Consider the following 17,586-nt stretch of genomic DNA (forward strand, 5'->3'; position numbering starts at 1 on the left):
CTATCAACGGCTCAGACGCCTTACGAGACGGGGGTAGCCGAGGGCGCGAACCCTATGACCGCTCCAAACGAAAGTCAAGCATTCTCTAGAGTTCTGCCCGATTCTCATCCGAGTCCCGTTTCGAATCGCCGGATACGAAATCGGGCGGGTATTACCCCGCCCGCTCTCAAACGTAAACTAGTTTTTCCTGATGCTGCGGGGGCTTCACTCCGCTGCATCATCCGTGACAACCGGCGTTGCACGGCTGACGCGCTGACGGTCCTGAGAGGCTGCCATGGCGCGCAGCTTGTTCATCACGCTGCCCGTACCAGCCGGGATCAGACGCCCGACGATCACGTTCTCCTTGAGACCATTCAGCGTGTCGACCTTGCCGGCTGTCGCCGCCTCGGTAAGCACGCGTGTCGTCTCCTGGAAGGAGGCCGCAGAGATGAAGGACTGCGTCTGCAACGAAGCCTTGGTGATGCCCTGCAGGACGGGCATGCCCCGTGCGGGCTCTTCACCCATCTTGACGCGCTTCTCGTTCTCGACCTCGAACTCGATGCGATCGACTGTCTCACCAATAAGATAGGTCGTATCGCCCGGCTCGAGAATCTCTACCTTCTGCAGCATCTGGCGAACAATGACTTCGATATGCTTGTCATTGATCTTCACGCCCTGCAGTCGGTAGACGTCCTGGATCTCGTTGACGAGATAGTCGGACAGAGCCTCGACACCCATAACCTTCAGAATGTCATGCGGCACGCGGGGACCATCGACCAGCGGATCGCCCTTCTGCACGAAGTCACCTTCCTGCACCGAGACGTGCTTACCCTTCGGGATGAGGTAGTTGGTCTCTTCTCCAGTCTCGTCGTTCTTCACGATGATGCAGCGCTTGGACTTGTAGTCCTTGCCGATCTCGATCCGGCCTTCGGTCTCTGCGATGATCGCATGATCCTTCGGACGACGGGCTTCGAACAGCTCGGCCACGCGCGGCAGACCACCCGTAATATCGCGGGTCTTCGAGCCTTCACGAGGAATACGCGCCAGAACGTCACCGGCATGGACGGTGGCACCGTTCTCGATCGACAGCAGCGAATCGGGCGAGAGGAAGTAGCGCGCTTCGTTACCATTCGCCAGGTGGACGACGTTACCTGCCGGATCCTTGAGCTGCAGGCGCGGACGCAGATCCACCCCCTTGCTTCCCTGCTTGTAGTCAACGACCACCTTCGAGGTCAGACCTGTCACTTCGTCCATACGCTCGACCAGCGTGATGGAGTCGATCAGGTCTAGATACTCGACCGTACCGGCCTGCTCCGTGATGATCGGCAGGGTGTAAGGATCCCACTCGGCCATCTTAAAGCCGCGTGTCACTTCCTGATTGTCACCGACCATCAGACGCGCGCCATAAGGGACGCGATAGCGGGCACGTTCGACGCCCTTCTCGTCAGTCAGCAGGATCTCGCAGTTACGCGACATCACGATCGTGACGTTCTGGCTGTTCTGCACCACGTTGCGGTTGCGGATGGTCACCTTGCCGTCACGTGATGCCTCCACCATTGACTGCTCGGCACCACGCGTTGCCGCACCGCCGATATGGAAGGTACGCATGGTCAGCTGGGTGCCGGGTTCACCGATGGACTGCGCGGCAATAACACCCACGGCCTCACCGATATTGACCGGCGTACCGCGTGCAAGATCGCGACCATAGCAGTGCCCGCACACGCCGACGCGGCTGTCGCAGGTCAGCACCGAACGGATCAGGACGCTCTCGACGCCCGCCTTTTCGATGATCTCGGCTTCGGCTTCCTCAATCAGCGTGTTGCGCGGGAACAGAACCGCACCACTCACCGGATCGGTTACGTCAGCCGTCAGGGTACGACCCAGGATACGCTCGGAAAGCGAGGAGATGACCTCACCGCTATCCATGACCGCACGAATCGTCAGACCACGCTCAGTACCGCAATCGTTTTCAACGATGATGCAATCCTGCGCCACGTCGACGAGACGACGCGTGAGGTAACCCGAGTTGGCCGTCTTCAGAGCCGTATCCGCGAGACCCTTACGGGCGCCGTGGGTAGAGGTGAAGTAATCGAGAACCGAAAGGCCTTCCTTGAAGTTCGCGATGATCGGCTGCTCGATGATCTCACCCGACGGCTTGGCCATCAGGCCACGCATACCGGCAAGCTGCTTCATCTGCGCTGGCGACCCACGCGCACCGGAGTGGCTCATCATCCAGACCGAGTTCGTCGGCTTGCCGATGACCTGGCGGGAGATCTCCTTCATCATCGCGGCCTGGACTTCATCCGTGCAGCGCGACCAGGCATCGACCACCTTGTTATAGCGTTCGCCAGCCGTGATTAGACCGTCCTGATACTGCTGTTCGAACTCCTTGATCTCTGCCTGGGTACGCTCGACCAGCTCCTGCTTCTCGACGGGGATGATCATGTCATCCTTGCCGAAGGAGATGCCCGCACGCGCAGCGTGACGGAAACCGAGCCCCATCAGACGGTCGCAGAAGATCACCGCTTCCTTCTGGCCGCAATGACGATACACCGCGTCGATGACGTCAGACACGTTCTTCTTGGTCAGCTGCTTGTTGACCAGCGAGAACGGAATGGCGACGTTGCGTGGCAGGATCTGCGCGATCAGCGCACGGCCCGGCGTGGTGATCAGGGTCTGACGAACGGACTTGCCGTCAGCATCCTGCGTTTCCATGCGCAGACGGATCTTGTCGTGCAGCTTGAGCGTGCCTTCGTTCATCGCCAGCTCGATTTCGGCAACCGAGGCGTAGGCAGACGGACCGGCCTTCACGACAAGGCCCTGCGCATCGTACTCAGCCTTGTCTGGCGTCGTGTGATACTCAGGCACTTCGAGGCTCAGGTAATACAGGCCAAGAACGATATCCTGAGACGGCACGATGATCGGCTTGCCGTTCGCGGGGCTGAGGATGTTGTTGGTCGACATCATCAGCACGCGGGCTTCAAGCTGGGCTTCGAGCGACAGCGGCACGTGAACGGCCATCTGATCGCCGTCGAAGTCGGCGTTGAATGCGGTGCAGACCAGCGGGTGAAGCTGGATGGCCTTGCCCTCAATCAGCACGGGCTCGAAAGCCTGGATGCCGAGACGATGAAGGGTCGGGGCGCGGTTCAGCATCACGGGATGCTCGCGGATAACCTCTTCGAGGATATCCCAGACTTCCGGGCGCTCCTTCTCCACCATGCGCTTTGCGGCCTTGATGGTGGTGGCGTGGCCGTATTTCTCGAGCTTGCTGTAGATGAAGGGCTTGAACAGCTCGAGCGCCATCTTCTTTGGCAGGCCGCACTGATGCAGCTTCAGCTCGGGGCCGACCACGATGACCGAACGGCCCGAATAGTCGACGCGCTTGCCGAGCAGGTTCTGACGGAAGCGGCCCTGCTTGCCCTTGAGCATGTCGGAGAGCGACTTCAGCGGACGCTTGTTGGCACCCGTGATGGCGCGACCACGACGTCCGTTATCGAACAACGCATCGACGGCTTCCTGAAGCATACGCTTTTCGTTACGGACGATGATGTCCGGCGCGCGCAGTTCGATCAGGCGCTTCAGACGGTTGTTACGGTTGATCACGCGACGATAGAGATCGTTCAGATCGGACGTCGCGAAACGACCACCATCCAGCGGCACGAGTGGGCGCAGCTCGGGCGGGATGACCGGCACGAGGTCCAGAATCATCCATTCCGGGCGCGAGCCGCTCTCGGCAAAGGCTTCGAACAGCTTCAGGCGCTTGACGAGCTTCTTGCGCTTGGCTTCCGACGTTGCTTCGCGCAGGTCTTCGCGCAGCAGATCACCGTCAGACTTGTCCTGATCGCGACCATCGCGGTCGATCAGACCGGGACGATCAACTTCGGTGGAAAGCAGACGGGCCTTCCAGAGGATCTTCTTGACCGCTTCGGCACCGATACCGACTTCCAGGCCTTCATCGGCGTAGTCGTCCATGGCATCGAAATACTGGTCTTCCGACAGGAGCGAGTAACGCTTGAACGGGCTCGTGCCGGATTCGAGAACGATATAGCTCTCAAAATACAGGACCTTTTCAAGATCCTTCAGCGTGATGTCGATCATCGTCGCGATGCGGCTCGGCAGCGACTTCAGGAACCAGATATGCGCAACCGGCGAGGCCAGTTCGATATGGCCCATACGCTCACGGCGCACCTTGGCGAGCGTGACTTCGACACCGCACTTCTCGCAGACGATGCCGCGGAACTTCATGCGCTTGTACTTACCGCACAGGCACTCATAGTCCTTGATCGGGCCAAAGATACGCGCACAGAACAGGCCGTCACGCTCGGGCTTGAACGTACGGTAATTGATGGTCTCGGGCTTCTTGATCTCGCCGTAGGACCAGGAACGGATCTGCTCGGATGAAGCGAGCTGGATTTTGATCTGGTCGAAGGACTGAGTCTGGCCCGTCTGACCAAGGATCTTCATGAGTTCGTTCATGCGCCGAAATCCCATTTCACGGAGCGGGCCGGAAGACCGGCCGCGCCCGCGTTAGCAACAAACAGAGAGAATGCGGAGGCAGAAGGCATCAGGACCCGCTCTGCTCCAGATCGACATTCAGGCCGAGCGACTTCAGTTCCTTGATCAGAACGTTGAAGCTCTCGGGGATACCGGCCTCGAAATCATCCTGCTCGCGAACGATCGCCTCATAGACCTTCGTACGTCCGGAGACGTCGTCGGACTTGACGGTGAGCATTTCCTGCAGGGTGTAGGCAGCGCCGTAAGCTTCAAGAGCCCAGACTTCCATCTCACCGAAGCGCTGACCACCGAACTGCGCCTTACCACCCAGCGGCTGCTGCGTGACGAGCGAGTACGGACCGATCGAGCGTGCATGGATCTTGTCATCGACAAGGTGATGCAGCTTCAGCATGTAGATGTAGCCAACCGTCGTGCGACGCTCGAAGGATTCACCCGTGCGGCCGTCGATAAGCTGCGACTGACCCGATTTATCGACACCGGCCTTGACCAGCATGTCTTCGATATCGGGGATCGACGCGCCGTCGAAAACCGGAGTTGCGATCGGCACGCCCTTGCGGAGATTACCGGTCAGCTCGAGCAGCTGCTCGTTCGGCAGGGTCGCAATATCGCTTTCGAACACGGCATCGCCATAGACGTCACGCAGGCTCTCGAGCAGTTCGAGCTTGCGCTCGCCGGTGCGCTGGTAGTCATCGGCGATCTTGCCGATGTTCTGACCGATATTCGCACAGGCCCAACCCAGATGCGTTTCGAGAATCTGACCGACATTCATGCGCGACGGCACGCCCAGCGGGTTCAGCACGAGATCGACCGGCGTGCCATCCTCAAGGAACGGCATGTCTTCGACCGGCACGACGCGCGAGACGACGCCCTTGTTTCCGTGACGACCGGCCATCTTGTCACCCGGCTGAAGCTTGCGCTTCACGGCAACGAAGACCTTGACCATCTTCATCACGCCCGGCGGCAGCTCGTCACCGCGCTGCAGCTTCTCGACCTTGCTGTCGAAGCGGGCCTGAATCTTGCCAACGGCGGCATCGAATTCACGACGCAGCGTTTCCAGCTCGGACATCACACTGTCATCGGTGACCGTGATGTTGCGCCAGGCGCCACGCGGCTGCTCGTCGAGCACCTCATCGGTGATGACCGTTCCGGCGCGGATACCCTTGAAGCCAGCTGCTGCCGTCTGATTGAGCAGACGCTCGCGCAGACGGGCAATGAAGCTGCGCTCCTGAATGGCGCGCTCGTCGTCACGGTCCTTGGTCAGGCGCTCGATTTCCGAACGCTCGATGGCCATGGCACGCTCGTCCTTGTCGACGCCACGGCGGGAGAAGACGCGCACGTCAACGATCGTGCCGCTCGTGCCGGGAGGCAGCTTGAGCGAGGTATCGCGAACGTCAGACGCCTTTTCGCCGAAGATGGCGCGCAGAAGCTTCTCTTCCGGCGTCATCGGGCTTTCGCCCTTAGGCGTGACCTTGCCGATCAGGATATCGCCCGGATTAACCTCGGCACCGACATACACGATACCGGCTTCGTCGAGGTTGCGCAGAGCTTCCTCACCGACATTCGGAATGTCGCGGGTGATTTCTTCCTGACCCAGCTTGGTGTCGCGGGCCATGACTTCGAATTCCTCGATATGAATCGAGGTGAAGACGTCATCACGGGCAATGCGCTCGGAGATAAGGATCGAATCTTCGAAGTTGTAACCGTTCCAGGGCATGAACGCGACGAGCACGTTACGGCCAAGAGCCAGTTCGCCCAGCTCGGTGGACGGACCGTCAGCGATGATGTCACCGGCATGAACCGTGTCACCCACGCGCACCAGCGGACGCTGGTTGATGCAGGTGGACTGGTTCGAGCGCATGTATTTGCGCAGACGATAGATGTCGACGCCCTGGGTCGAGCCGGCTTCGTCGGTCGCACGCACAACGATACGGGCACCGTCGATCTGATCGATCACGCCATTACGCTTGGCAACGATGGTCGCACCCGAGTCATGGGCCACGGCGGCTTCCATGCCCGTTCCGACCAGCGGCGCATCGGCGCGCACCAGCGGCACGGCCTGACGCTGCATGTTCGATCCCATGAGAGCGCGGTTGGCGTCATCGTTTTCAAGGAACGGAATCAGCGCCGCAGCGACAGAAACCAGCTGCTTGGGCGAGACGTCGCAGGCCGTGACCTGCTCAGGCGGCACAAGACGGAAGTCACCCGAACGACGGACAGAAACCAGCTCGTCGGTCAGACGACCCGTTTCCTTGTCCTGCGCGGCATCGGCCTGCGCAACGATCAGCTTGTCCTCTTCCATAGCGGAGAGGTATTTCCAGCCAGCCTGCAGCACGCCGTCCTGAACGAGGCGATACGGCGTTTCGATGAAGCCGTACTTGTTCACCTTCGCATAGGTCGAGAGCGAGTTGATCAGACCGATATTCGGTCCTTCAGGCGTCTCGATCGGGCAGATACGGCCGTAATGCGTCGGGTGAACGTCGCGCACTTCGAAGCCTGCACGCTCACGGGTCAGACCGCCCGGGCCAAGCGCCGAAAGACGACGCTTATGCGTCACTTCGGAGAGCGGGTTGGTCTGATCCATAAACTGGCTGAGCTGCGAGGAGCCGAAGAACTCACGCACAGCGGCAGCGGCAGGCTTCGCGTTGATCAGGTCATGCGGCATGACCGTATCTACATCGACCGAACCCATACGCTCGCGAATAGCGCGCTCCATACGAAGCAGGCCGACGCGATACTGGTTTTCCATCAGCTCGCCAACAGAGCGAACGCGACGGTTACCGAGATTGTCGATGTCGTCGATCTGGCCGCGGCCGTCTTTCAGCTCGCACATGATCTTGACGGCGCGCAGGATGTCTTCCTTGCGCAGAACGCGCATGGTGTCCGGCGCATCGACTTCGAGACGCATGTTCATCTTGACGCGACCGACGGCCGAGAGGTCGTAGCGGTCTGCGTCGAAGAAAAGGCCCTGGAACATGGCTTCTGCCGTTTCCGGGGTCGGCGGCTCGCCGGGACGCATGATGCGATAGATATCGATCAATGCTTCGTCACGACGGTTGTTCTTGTCGACGGCGAGCGTGTTGCGGATCCAGGGACCATGCGAAGAATCGACGGCGAGCATCGGCAGCTCGGTCACGCCGGATTCCTCAAGGGCCTCCAGACGGGCTTCGGTCAGCTCTTCGCCAGCCTCGGCATAGATCTCGCCGGTCTCTTCGTTGACCAGATCCTGCGCCATGAAACGGCCCAGTAGATCGGCACGACCGACGAGCACGTCCTTGGTCGTCTCGGCAATCTTGCGCACCATGCGGGCTGTCAGCTTGGCATCGGCCTCGGCAACCACTTCACCCGTATCGGCATCATAAAGCGGCTCAAGCAGCTTCATGCCACGGAAGGCTTCGGGGTCAAACGGACGCGCCCATCCCTTCGGCATGCGCGTGAAGGGCACGGTGCCGTAGAAATAGGCAAGGATTTCATCCTGATCCATGCCACGGATCGCCATGGACTCGAGATCGCCACCTTCGGCTACCTTGGCGGCGCGGGCTGCGATAGAGTGCTGGCCTTCAAGGGCATAAAGCAGTGTGGTGACCGGCAGCTTGCGCTTGCGGTCGATACGCACATAAATCAGATCCTTGGCGTCGAACTCGAAATCGAGCCAGGAACCACGATAGGGGATGACGCGGGCAGCGAAGAGATATTTGCCAGAAGAATGCGTCTTGCCCTTGTCGTGATCAAAGAAAACGCCGGGGCTGCGATGCATCTGGCTGACGATGACGCGTTCGGTACCGTTGATGATGAAGGTGCCGTTATCGGTCATGAGCGGCATGTCGCCCATATAGACCGGCTGCTCCTTGATATCGCGGATCGAGCGCGACCCGGTATCTTCATCAACATCCCAGACGATCAGACGCAGGATGACCTTCAGCGGCGCTGCATAGGTCAGACCGCGCTGAATGCACTCTTCAACGTCGTATTTCGGCTCTTCGAGTTCGTAGGAAACGAACTCGAGACGGCCACGTCCCGCAAAATCGTTGATCGGAAAAACCGACCGGAACACTTCCTGAAGACCCGTCTGCTGACGGCTGTCAGGCGCCACGTTCATCTGAAGGAACGTCTCATAGCTTGCGCGCTGCACGTCAATCAGGTTGGGCATCGGCGCCACTTCGGGGATCCGCCCGAAGCTCTTGCGAATCCGCTTGCGTCCTGTGAACGATTTGGTGATTGCGTTCATCTATCCCTGCCCTCTCGCACCAGACCTTCGGGTCGTCCGCGCCCCGGAAATTCCGGAACGACGGGCGACCGGAACGACCGGCGCCATGAATTTCTGCCATACTTGTGCGACAACCGGCCCTTATACAGGGTTTGTCCGCAACGGCAAATCGGGCGGAAACCCGAAAGGATTTCCGCCCTGACCTGTCTCAATCCACAACCGGCTCCACCCGAAGGCGAAGCACGGTTTGTGGGCTTGATTACTTGACTTCGACCTTGGCGCCGTTGTCTTCGAGCAGCTTCTTGATCTTGGCTGCCTCTTCCTTGTTCACGCCTTCCTTGACGGTCTTCGGAGCGCCTTCGACCAGGTCCTTGGCTTCCTTCAGACCCAGGCCCGTGATGCCACGGATTTCCTTGATCACGTTGATCTTCTTGTCGCCAGCTTCGGCGAGGATCACGGTGAACTCGGTCTGCTCTTCAGCAGGGGCGGCAGCGGCAGCAGCCGGTGCAGCAGCGGCGACGGGAGCAGCAGCGGAAACGCCCCACTTCTCTTCGAGCAGCTTGGACAGTTCAGCGGCTTCGAGAACGGTCAGAGCGGACAGTTCGTCAACGATTTTGTTCAGATCGGCCATGATAATGGTCCTTTTGTATAACTGGTTTTCGATTCACAACACACGCCCCGAGCGCGGGGCGACGCTGCGTAAGACAATTCAGGCTGCTTCGCCGGTCTTGGCATAGGCGCCGAAAACGCGAGCAAGCTGGCCTGCCGGAGCCTGGACAACGCCTGCGATACGCGTAGCGGGGGTAGAAATCATACCCACCAGCTGCGCACGCAGTTCGTCCAGCGACGGCAGGGCGGCAAGAGCCTTGATACCATTCGCATCGAGCGTCTGGTTACCAAGGGAGCCACCGAGCACCACAAGCTTGTCATTCGTCTTGGCGAACTCGACGATCGCCTTCGCCACTGCAACGGGGTCCTCAGACCACGCAAGCGCGGTCGGGCCCTTCAGCAGCGGAAGGATGCCGTCGAATTGGGTCCCATGCAGAGCGAGGCTGGCCAGCCGGTTTTTCGCAACCTTATACGTCGCACCCGCCGCACGAACGCGTCGACGCAGCTCCGTCACATCAGCTACCGTGAGACCTTTGTTTTCGGTCACGACAACCATGGACGTGCTGTTGAACACGTTGGCGAGGAATTCGACGAAGGCCCGTTTTTCCTGACGGTCCAAATCCATTCTCCTCGTCAGTCCGGAAACCGGAGCTTCCAGACCGGGTTACCCATGACGCTCCCCCAGAAACGGAAGAGCGCCGCTCGCCTGTCCATTCAATCGGAACCCAGCATCTCCGGCAGGTTGCCCTGCCCTGTCTGCTGACGCCCCGTCTCCCGCTCGCGGATCTCTCTCAAGATCCCTTAGACTGTTTCGTAAAACAGCACGCCCGGTCTCGGACAGGTTCGGAAGCGGGAAGATGACTTCCCGCCCCTACGCCACCGCACGGCCAGGCCGTGCGGCGTCATCTCTCAAATCAGGCCGTGAAGGTCGTTACGTCGACGCGCACACCCGGACCCATCGTGGAAGACAGAGCTGCCTTCTTCAGATAGGTGCCCTTGGCGCCGGTCGGACGAGCCTTCTGGACGGCATCGACCAGAGCCTTGATGTTCTCGACCAGCTTGTCTTCGCCGAACGAAGCCTTGCCAACGCCAGCATGGATGATACCGGCCTTCTCGGCGCGGTACTCAACCTGACCGGACTTGGCTGCCGTGACAGCACCCTTGACGTCCATGGTCACCGTGCCGAGGCGCGGGTTAGGCATCAGACCACGCGGGCCGAGGATCTTACCCAGGCGACCGACCAGTGCCATCATGTCCGGGGTCGCAATGCAGCGATCGAACTCGATTTCACCGTTCTGGATCTTCTCGGCCAGATCTTCTGCACCGACGACCTCCGCACCGGCAGCCTTGGCTTCTTCAGCCTTCGGGCCACGTGCGAACACGCCAACGCGCAGGGTCTTGCCCGTGCCGTTCGGCAGCGAGATCAGACCACGGACCATCTGGTCGGCGTGACGCGGGTCGATGCCGAGGTTCAGCGAGATCTCGATGGTCTCGTCGAACTTTGCCTTGGCATTGCCCTTCACGAGAGCCACGGCTGCGCCGAGGTCATACTGCTTGTCGGTGTCGACCGCAGCGCGGGCGGCGGTCAGCCTCTTGTTCTTGGCCATAGGATCAGCCCTCCACCACGTTCAGACCCATCGACTTGGCCGAACCGGCCAGCATGCGCACTGCGCCGTCGATGTCATTCGCGTTCATATCCTTGAACTTCTCTGCAGCGATCTCGCGCAGCTGCGCAGTCGTTACAGAACCGACTGCGGCAGCCTTGCCGACGGTCTGGCTGCCTTGGAGACCTTGGCGGCCTTGAGCAGGAAGTAGGTGTTCGGCGGGGTCTTGGTGACGAAGCTGAACGTACGATCCGCATAGGCCGTGATAACGACCGGGATCGGCATGCCGGGCTCGAGAGTCTGCGTCTTGGCGTTGAACTCTTTGCAGAACTGCATGATGTTCAGGCCGCGCTGACCCAGGGCCGGACCGACTGGCGGCGACGGATTCGCCTTGCCTGCCGGGATCTGCAACTTGATGTAGCCAACAACTTTTTTGGCCATATCCGGGACTCCTTGATGGTTTGCCCGAACCGCGGTTCTAGTGAGGGACTGCCTGCCTTGCGGCTGACGTACCCTCTCCCGCGTTCCGAATTGGAGCGGCCCCTTAACGCCCTGAAGACGCGGCTGTCAAGTCTTTCATAGGGGAATTCGGGGGCGACACGCCGCTCAGATCCTGATCGGCCGGGCCTGTGCGCGTGTCGACATCGCCTGCCGGGCGCGGGTGATGCAGCCCGTCATATTGCAGGATGCCGAAGGGGTTGATGTCCTTGACTGCGGGCAAAGCCACACGATCCCAGCCACCGCCCAGAGCCTTGATCAGACGCACGCTGGCCTGAACCTGGATGGTCTGTGCCTGCACGGCGTCGATGCGCGCCACAAGCGCTGCCTGCTGCGCCACGACCACGTCGAGATAATTGGTCAGGCCACCGGTATAAAGGGCCATGGTCATGCGCTGCGTGCGCAGGGCTGCGTCGACTGCTTCCATCTGCTGCTTCTGCTGGTCGGCATAGGCCTGGGTCTGTGAAATGCCGTCCTCGACATCCTGAAAAGCCGAAAGCACGGTCGAGCGGTAATGATCGGCGCTTTCCCGATATTGCGACCAGGCGCGCTGAAGGGCAGCGCGGCGCAGACCGCCGGTGAAAAGCGGCTCGACCGCCTGCACACCGTAGCTCCACATCGAGTTGCTCAGGCTCGCCAGATCGAAGCCGTTATTCATGAAGCCACCATTCAGACTGAAAGTGACATCAGGATAAAAGGCGGCCCGTGCTACGCCGATGGCGCGGCTATTTGCAGCAAGGTTGCGTTCAGCCGAAGCGATATCGGGGCGACGCTCCAGCAGCTGCGACGGGAAGCCTGCAGGAATGCGCAGAATGGAGTAGGGCAGCGTCTGGGCCACCGAGGGCGCTATATGAAAGCTGCCCGGGACGGTATTCACCATAACTGCAATGGCGTGCTCCATCACCTGACGCTGCGCGCGCACATTACTCTGTGACGCCATGGTGGCAAAAAGCTGGTTTTCAGCGCGTGAGACGTCCAACCCTGCGGCAATCGCCCCGGCCTGACGCAGCCGGGTAATCTTTACCGCGGTCTGATAGTAGCGGATCGAATCGTCATAAACCGCGTATTGCGCGTCGAGCCCACGCAGGCCGAGGTAGTTCGATGCCAGTTCGGCCTCGAGCATCAGGCGCAGATTGGCGTAGTCAGCAGCACTTGCCTGAGCCATGTTCTTCTGCATACGCGTCGCGTTGCGGATACGGCTGAAGAAGTCAGGCTCCCATGTTGCAGCGCCGCTATAGAAGACGCTGGATTCGGTTGTGGGAGAGTTCGCATTGGCGCCACGCCACAGGCGCGTCAGCGATGTCTTGTTGTTCGACATCCCGGCAGAGCCGTTGAGCTGCGGCGAAAGCTGGGCCTGCGTCTCGCGCGCAATGTCTCTCGACTGGGTGAAGATTTCCGCCTGAGCCTGCAGATCGGGATTAGAGGCCAGCATCTTCTCTTCAAGAGCATTGAGCTGGGGATCGTGAAAGACCTCCCACCATTTTCCCTTCGGCACGTCATCGGCAGGCCGGCCGTCGACCAGAACACCCTTGCCGCCCCAGCCATCGGGATAGATAAACTTGGGAGCGTCATATTTCGGCGCCAGATCGCAGCCTGAAAGAAGCGACAGGCTGAGCACCGCACTGGCAACGCCGCCGCGCAAGGCACGGCGCTTCAAACCCACTCTCATCGGCGCGCCCCGTTCTCGTTGCCACCATCATCGTCTTCAGGAGCGACGGGTTTGGGCGCAGGCGCGACGTTTTTACGCGGCGCTGCCGTCACATCATTATAGCCCCGTGTCGCGCCGACTACCTTGACCTCATCGCCTTCGAGCATATCGGCGGTCGGGTTGGCCACGATCTGGTCCTTCGCCTCGATGCCGCCCAGAATCTGGATGGTCATGCCGTAATTGATGCCGGTTTTCACGTCGATCAGATGGACATGATTATCGACCACCGTGGCAAGCTGGGTACCCTGCGCGCGGAAGATCAGCGCGTTGACAGGAACAATCAGCACACCGGGCTCACCCGGCGCAGTGAAATGCGCAGTGGCATAGGAATCCGGCCAGAGCGAACCGTCCTCATTGCCAAGTTCGAGTTCGGTGGTGACCGTGCGCGTCGCCGGGCTGAATGCCTGAGCCGTTGCCAGGAAGCTCGCCTTGTACACACGCCCCGGAAACTGCGGCAGGGTCAGGTTTGCCGCCAGCTTGTCGGAGATGACAGCCGCATAATCCTGCGGCACCGACACGAACACGCGCATGCGGTGTGTATCGGCCACCGTAAAGAGTTCGGAAGCATTGCCACGCGAGTTGAGATCGCCCCCACCTGCATTCACATAGTCACCCACGTTCACGAGACGCGACGTCACGATGCCATCAAAAGGCGCGACGATGCGCTTGAAGTTCTCCAGCGCCTCGAAACGCTCGACTTCGTGCTGCGCCTGATCGACCTGGGCTTTCTGGGCGGCCGCATTGGCAGCCTGCACATCGACTTCCTGTCGCGACACGGCCTGTGTGTCGCGCAGATCGGCCCAGCGCTTCGCCGTGATTACGGCCAGCTTGTAGCGGGCGAGCACGACATTGTAGTTCGCCTTGGCCGCTTCGTACTGCGCGTCGAGGCTTGGCGTGCTGATTTCGGCCAGGAGGTCGCCCGATTTTACATGGGCGCCGTAATCCTTGTACCACATTTTCACATAGCCGGAGACCTGAGCGTAGATCGGCGCCTGATACCAGGCGGCCAGATTGGCTGGCAGGTCGAGATGGCGCACTTCCGGGCCGGGTTGCGGATGGATCAGGCTTACGCGGGCCCGTGCATTGTCATCAGCCTCCTTTTCAAGGCTGCTGTAATGCATCGAGCGCCCGAGAATTCCCCAGACCGCGATCAGCAGGGCAATACCCAGCACGATGAGGATGACAAGGCGGCCCCGCTTGCGGTTCGGCTCGGCACCGGGATTCTGGTGCTGGGTCATGCGTGGGCTCCCTCATCTCCGCGTTCGCGCGGCTTTCTGTAATGGACGATGGCAAAGACACAGGGGACGAACAGGAGCGTCGCTGCGGTCGCTACAATCAGGCCGCCGATCACGGCCTTGCCGATCGGGGCGTTATCGGAATTGCTCATGGACATCGGCACCATGCCGATAATCATGGCGAGTGCCGTCATCAGCACGGGGCGGATACGTTCATAGCCCGCTTCAAGCGCGGCCTTCAGCGCATCGCCATGAACCTCCATCCGCTCACGGGCAAAGGACACGACCAGAATGGCGTTGGCCGTGGCCGTACCCATGCACATGATGGCACCCGTCAGGGCAGGTACCGACAGCGAGGTATGGGTCAGGAAAAGGCTCCAGGCGATACCGCCCAGCGCACCGGGAAGTGCCGTGATGATCACGAACGGATCGAGCCAGGACTGAAAATTCACGACGATGATCAGATAGACCAGCGTGATCGACATCGCGAGACCGACGATCAGCTGCGAATAGGCATCATTCATCGTGACCGCCTGACCGCGCACCACGAGATGCGAGCCACGCGGCAGTTCAGACTTCATCGAATCCGCCACACGCTGCACCGAGCGCGCCACCGTACCCAGATCGAGATCCTCGTTGGAGGCATAGATATCGAAGACCGGCATGATGTTGTAATGCGCGACCTCGGCAGGTGTGCCCGTCTGCTCGATATCGGACAGCGCGCCAAGAAGCTGGGGCTGGGCATTGGTCGGGTTGCCGTCACCACGATCGATCGGCAGGTTTTCAGATCATTGAGCGTCTGAAGATAATTGGCAGGCGTCTGCACATCGATAAGCTGCGCGACACCCGAGGCATTCAAATAATAGACCTGTCCCACCTGGGCAGAGCCCGACAGCGCGACCAGCGCGTTCTGCGCAATATCCTGCTCCGTGATGCCGGTGCCAAGGGCGAAGCTGCGCTTGGCATTGATGCTGAGCGTCGGCTGGGTCATTGGCTGCTGGATCGACACGTCGGTGATGCCCGGAATGGCGGCAAGCCTGCGGCGCAGTTTCTTGGCAAAGGCAAAGTTGCCGTAGAGATCGCGGCCGACAACCTGAACATCTAGCGGCGCAGGCAGACCGAAATTCAGGATCTTCGCTGTCAGATCAGCCGGCTGAAAAGTGATCTGCGTGCCGGGAAAAGCCTCGATCAGGCCAGCGCGTATCTTGCGACGATATTCCGCGGTCGGGCTCTCATCGTTCTTGAGCGAGACCGTGATATCGCAATCTTCCGTGCCGACCGTCGGTGTCGGGATGAAAGCCTGATTGAGCTGTGAAAACGGCAAGCCACAATTATTCAGTACCGCATCGATCTGGCCCGGCAGGATTTCATGCATCTTCTTTTCGATCAGCACTGAAATCTTGCCCGCTTCCTCAAGCCGCGTCCCGATGGGTGCGCGCATATGGAGTTGCAGCGTCCCGGATTTGATTTCGGGGAAGAAATCCTGCCCCACGAAGAAATAGAGCCCGCTCGACGCAATCGAGATCGCCATGAAGAAAGGCACAAACTTCGCGCGCTCTTCAATCAACCCGCCAAGCACGATCTTGTAGCGCTCGCGAAAGCGGGTGAACCCGCGTTCGAAGCCACGTTGAAAGCGCCCGAAAAATCCGGGCTCCCTGCCATCATGGCCGCGTTCATGCGCCGCCACCTGGGCGGGGAGCATCCAGTTGGCCATGGTCGGCACCAGCGTACGCGACAGGATGAACGAGGCGATCATGGCGAAAATGATGGCCTCGGCCATGGGCATGAAAAGCCAGCCCGCGACGCCGGTCAGCTCGAAGAGCGGAAGCCAGACGATACAGATACAGGTAGTCGAGACAAAAGTGGGCACGACGATCTGGTTGGCCGCATCGATAATGGCCATTTCCAGATCCTTGCCCATTTCGAGATGGGCATCGATATTTTCGATCATGACGGTCGCGTCATCGACGAGAATACCGACCGCGAGCGCAAGACCGCCGAGCGTCATGACGTTGATCGATTGCCCGGCAAGGCTCAGCCCGATGACCGAGCAGAGAATGGCAAGCGGGATGGAGGTCGCGACAATCAGCGTCGAACGCCATGACCCGAGGAAGAGCAGAACGGCGAGAGAGGTCAGGAGGGCCGCGATGATCATTTCGCGAACGACGTCTTCGACCGAGTCCTTCACGAAGCCCGAGGCATCGGTCAGAATCTTGATGCTCGTGCCCTTGGGCAGGGTATCGATCACCTGGGGCAGCAATTTCTTGACGCCAGCCACCACGTCGAGCGTCGAGGCGTCGCCGCTCTTCATGATGACCATCATGACGGCCTGACGCCCCTTCACCAGCACCATATTGGCCTGTGGCGGTCCGCCGCGATGCACATAGGCGACGTCGCGCAGATAGACCACGGCATTGCCCACCTGTTTGATCGGCAGGTTGTTGAAGGTCTCGACCTCACGCGGCTGGGCGTTGGTGCGCACCATGTAATCGAACGGTCCGACACGCTGATCACCCGCAGGCAATACGATATTCTGCTTGTTGAGCGCCGTGCTGACATCCACCGCCGAAAGGTTGTGCGCCATCAGCTTGGCGGGGTCGATATCGACCGTGATGTAAGGCGCAAGACCACCGTAAGGGTTCGGGATCGACACGCCCGGCACGGAAATCAGCTGCGGCCTGATCAGATTCGAGGCCATGTTGTACAACTCGGACCCGTTCAGCTTGTCCGAATTGATCTGCAACGTCAGCACCGGCACGGAAGACGCGTTATAGGCGAGAATCAGCGGTGGCGTGGCCCCCGTCGGGAGCTGCTTGATGACGGTCTGGGAAACGGAGGTGATCTGCGTCTGGGCAACAGATGTATCGGTGCCCGGCTGGAAATAGACCTTGACGATGCCGCGACCGTAATATGAGCCGCTCTCGATATGCTCGATATTATTGACGGTCGTGGTCAGGGTGCGTTCGTAATAATAGACGACACGCCCCGACATGTCCTCAGGCATGAGCCCGAGATAGGACCAGACAATCGCGACAACCGGGATGTTGATGTTCGGGAAAACGTCTGTCGGTGTCTTGATGACCGAGCGAACGCCGAAAATCACGATGAAAATGGACAGGACGACGAAGGTATAGGGCCGCTTCAGCGCGGTGATGACAACCTGATTCATGCAGATGTCCCGTGGCGTAGCCGCTACCTGCCCGATGTCTGCGCTCATAGACCGGCATGGGGAAT

At 60.1% G+C, this 17,586-nt stretch carries 7 protein-coding genes and 2 pseudogenes; all 9 read right to left on the minus strand.

The annotated features are described in order from the left end of the window. Positions 1–204: 204 nt before the first annotated feature. Positions 205–4,455 carry a DNA-directed RNA polymerase subunit beta' gene (gene rpoC / locus JCM25414_RS05050; protein ID WP_025840926.1) on the minus strand — a complete coding sequence of 1,417 codons (4,251 nt, stop codon included), beginning with the start codon at positions 4,453–4,455 and terminating at the stop codon, positions 205–207. A gap of 88 nt (positions 4,456–4,543) precedes the next feature. Beyond that, on the minus strand, positions 4,544–8,719 hold the full coding sequence (rpoB, locus tag JCM25414_RS05055; protein ID WP_025840927.1) for a DNA-directed RNA polymerase subunit beta: 4,176 nt from the start codon (positions 8,717–8,719) through the stop codon (positions 4,544–4,546). Between the two features lie 238 nt (positions 8,720–8,957). Beyond that, positions 8,958–9,329: a 50S ribosomal protein L7/L12 gene (gene rplL / locus JCM25414_RS05060; RefSeq protein WP_025840928.1), complete on the minus strand. Its 372-nt coding sequence runs from the start codon at positions 9,327–9,329 to the stop codon at positions 8,958–8,960. A gap of 78 nt (positions 9,330–9,407) precedes the next feature. Next, positions 9,408–9,926 (minus strand): 50S ribosomal protein L10, encoded by a 519-nt coding sequence (gene rplJ / locus JCM25414_RS05065; RefSeq protein WP_025840929.1) that lies wholly within the window; start codon positions 9,924–9,926, stop codon positions 9,408–9,410. A 295-nt stretch (positions 9,927–10,221) separates the two neighbouring features. After that, a complete protein-coding gene (rplA, locus tag JCM25414_RS05070) occupies positions 10,222–10,914 on the minus strand; it encodes a 50S ribosomal protein L1 (protein ID WP_025840930.1) in 693 nt (230 codons plus the stop codon). Positions 10,915–10,918: 4 nt separating this feature from the next. Continuing rightward, positions 10,919–11,352 (minus strand): annotated as a pseudogene (rplK, locus tag JCM25414_RS05075) (50S ribosomal protein L11). A gap of 103 nt (positions 11,353–11,455) precedes the next feature. Beyond that, entirely contained in the window at positions 11,456–13,078 is a 1,623-nt protein-coding gene (locus tag JCM25414_RS05080) for an efflux transporter outer membrane subunit (RefSeq protein WP_025840932.1), read from the minus strand. Beyond that, complete coding sequence (locus JCM25414_RS05085) at positions 13,075–14,355, minus strand: efflux RND transporter periplasmic adaptor subunit (RefSeq protein WP_025840933.1); 1,281 nt, start codon at positions 14,353–14,355, stop codon at positions 13,075–13,077. The genes JCM25414_RS05080 and JCM25414_RS05085 overlap by 4 nt, the downstream gene beginning before the upstream one ends. Then, a pseudogene (locus tag JCM25414_RS17320) lies at positions 14,352–17,521 on the minus strand (efflux RND transporter permease subunit). Before JCM25414_RS17320 ends, JCM25414_RS05085 begins: the two are co-directional and overlap by 4 nt. Positions 17,522–17,586: the final 65 nt, after the last annotated feature.

This window comes from Asaia platycodi JCM 25414 (assembly GCF_000614545.1).
Lineage (GTDB): Bacteria > Pseudomonadota > Alphaproteobacteria > Acetobacterales > Acetobacteraceae > Asaia > Asaia platycodi.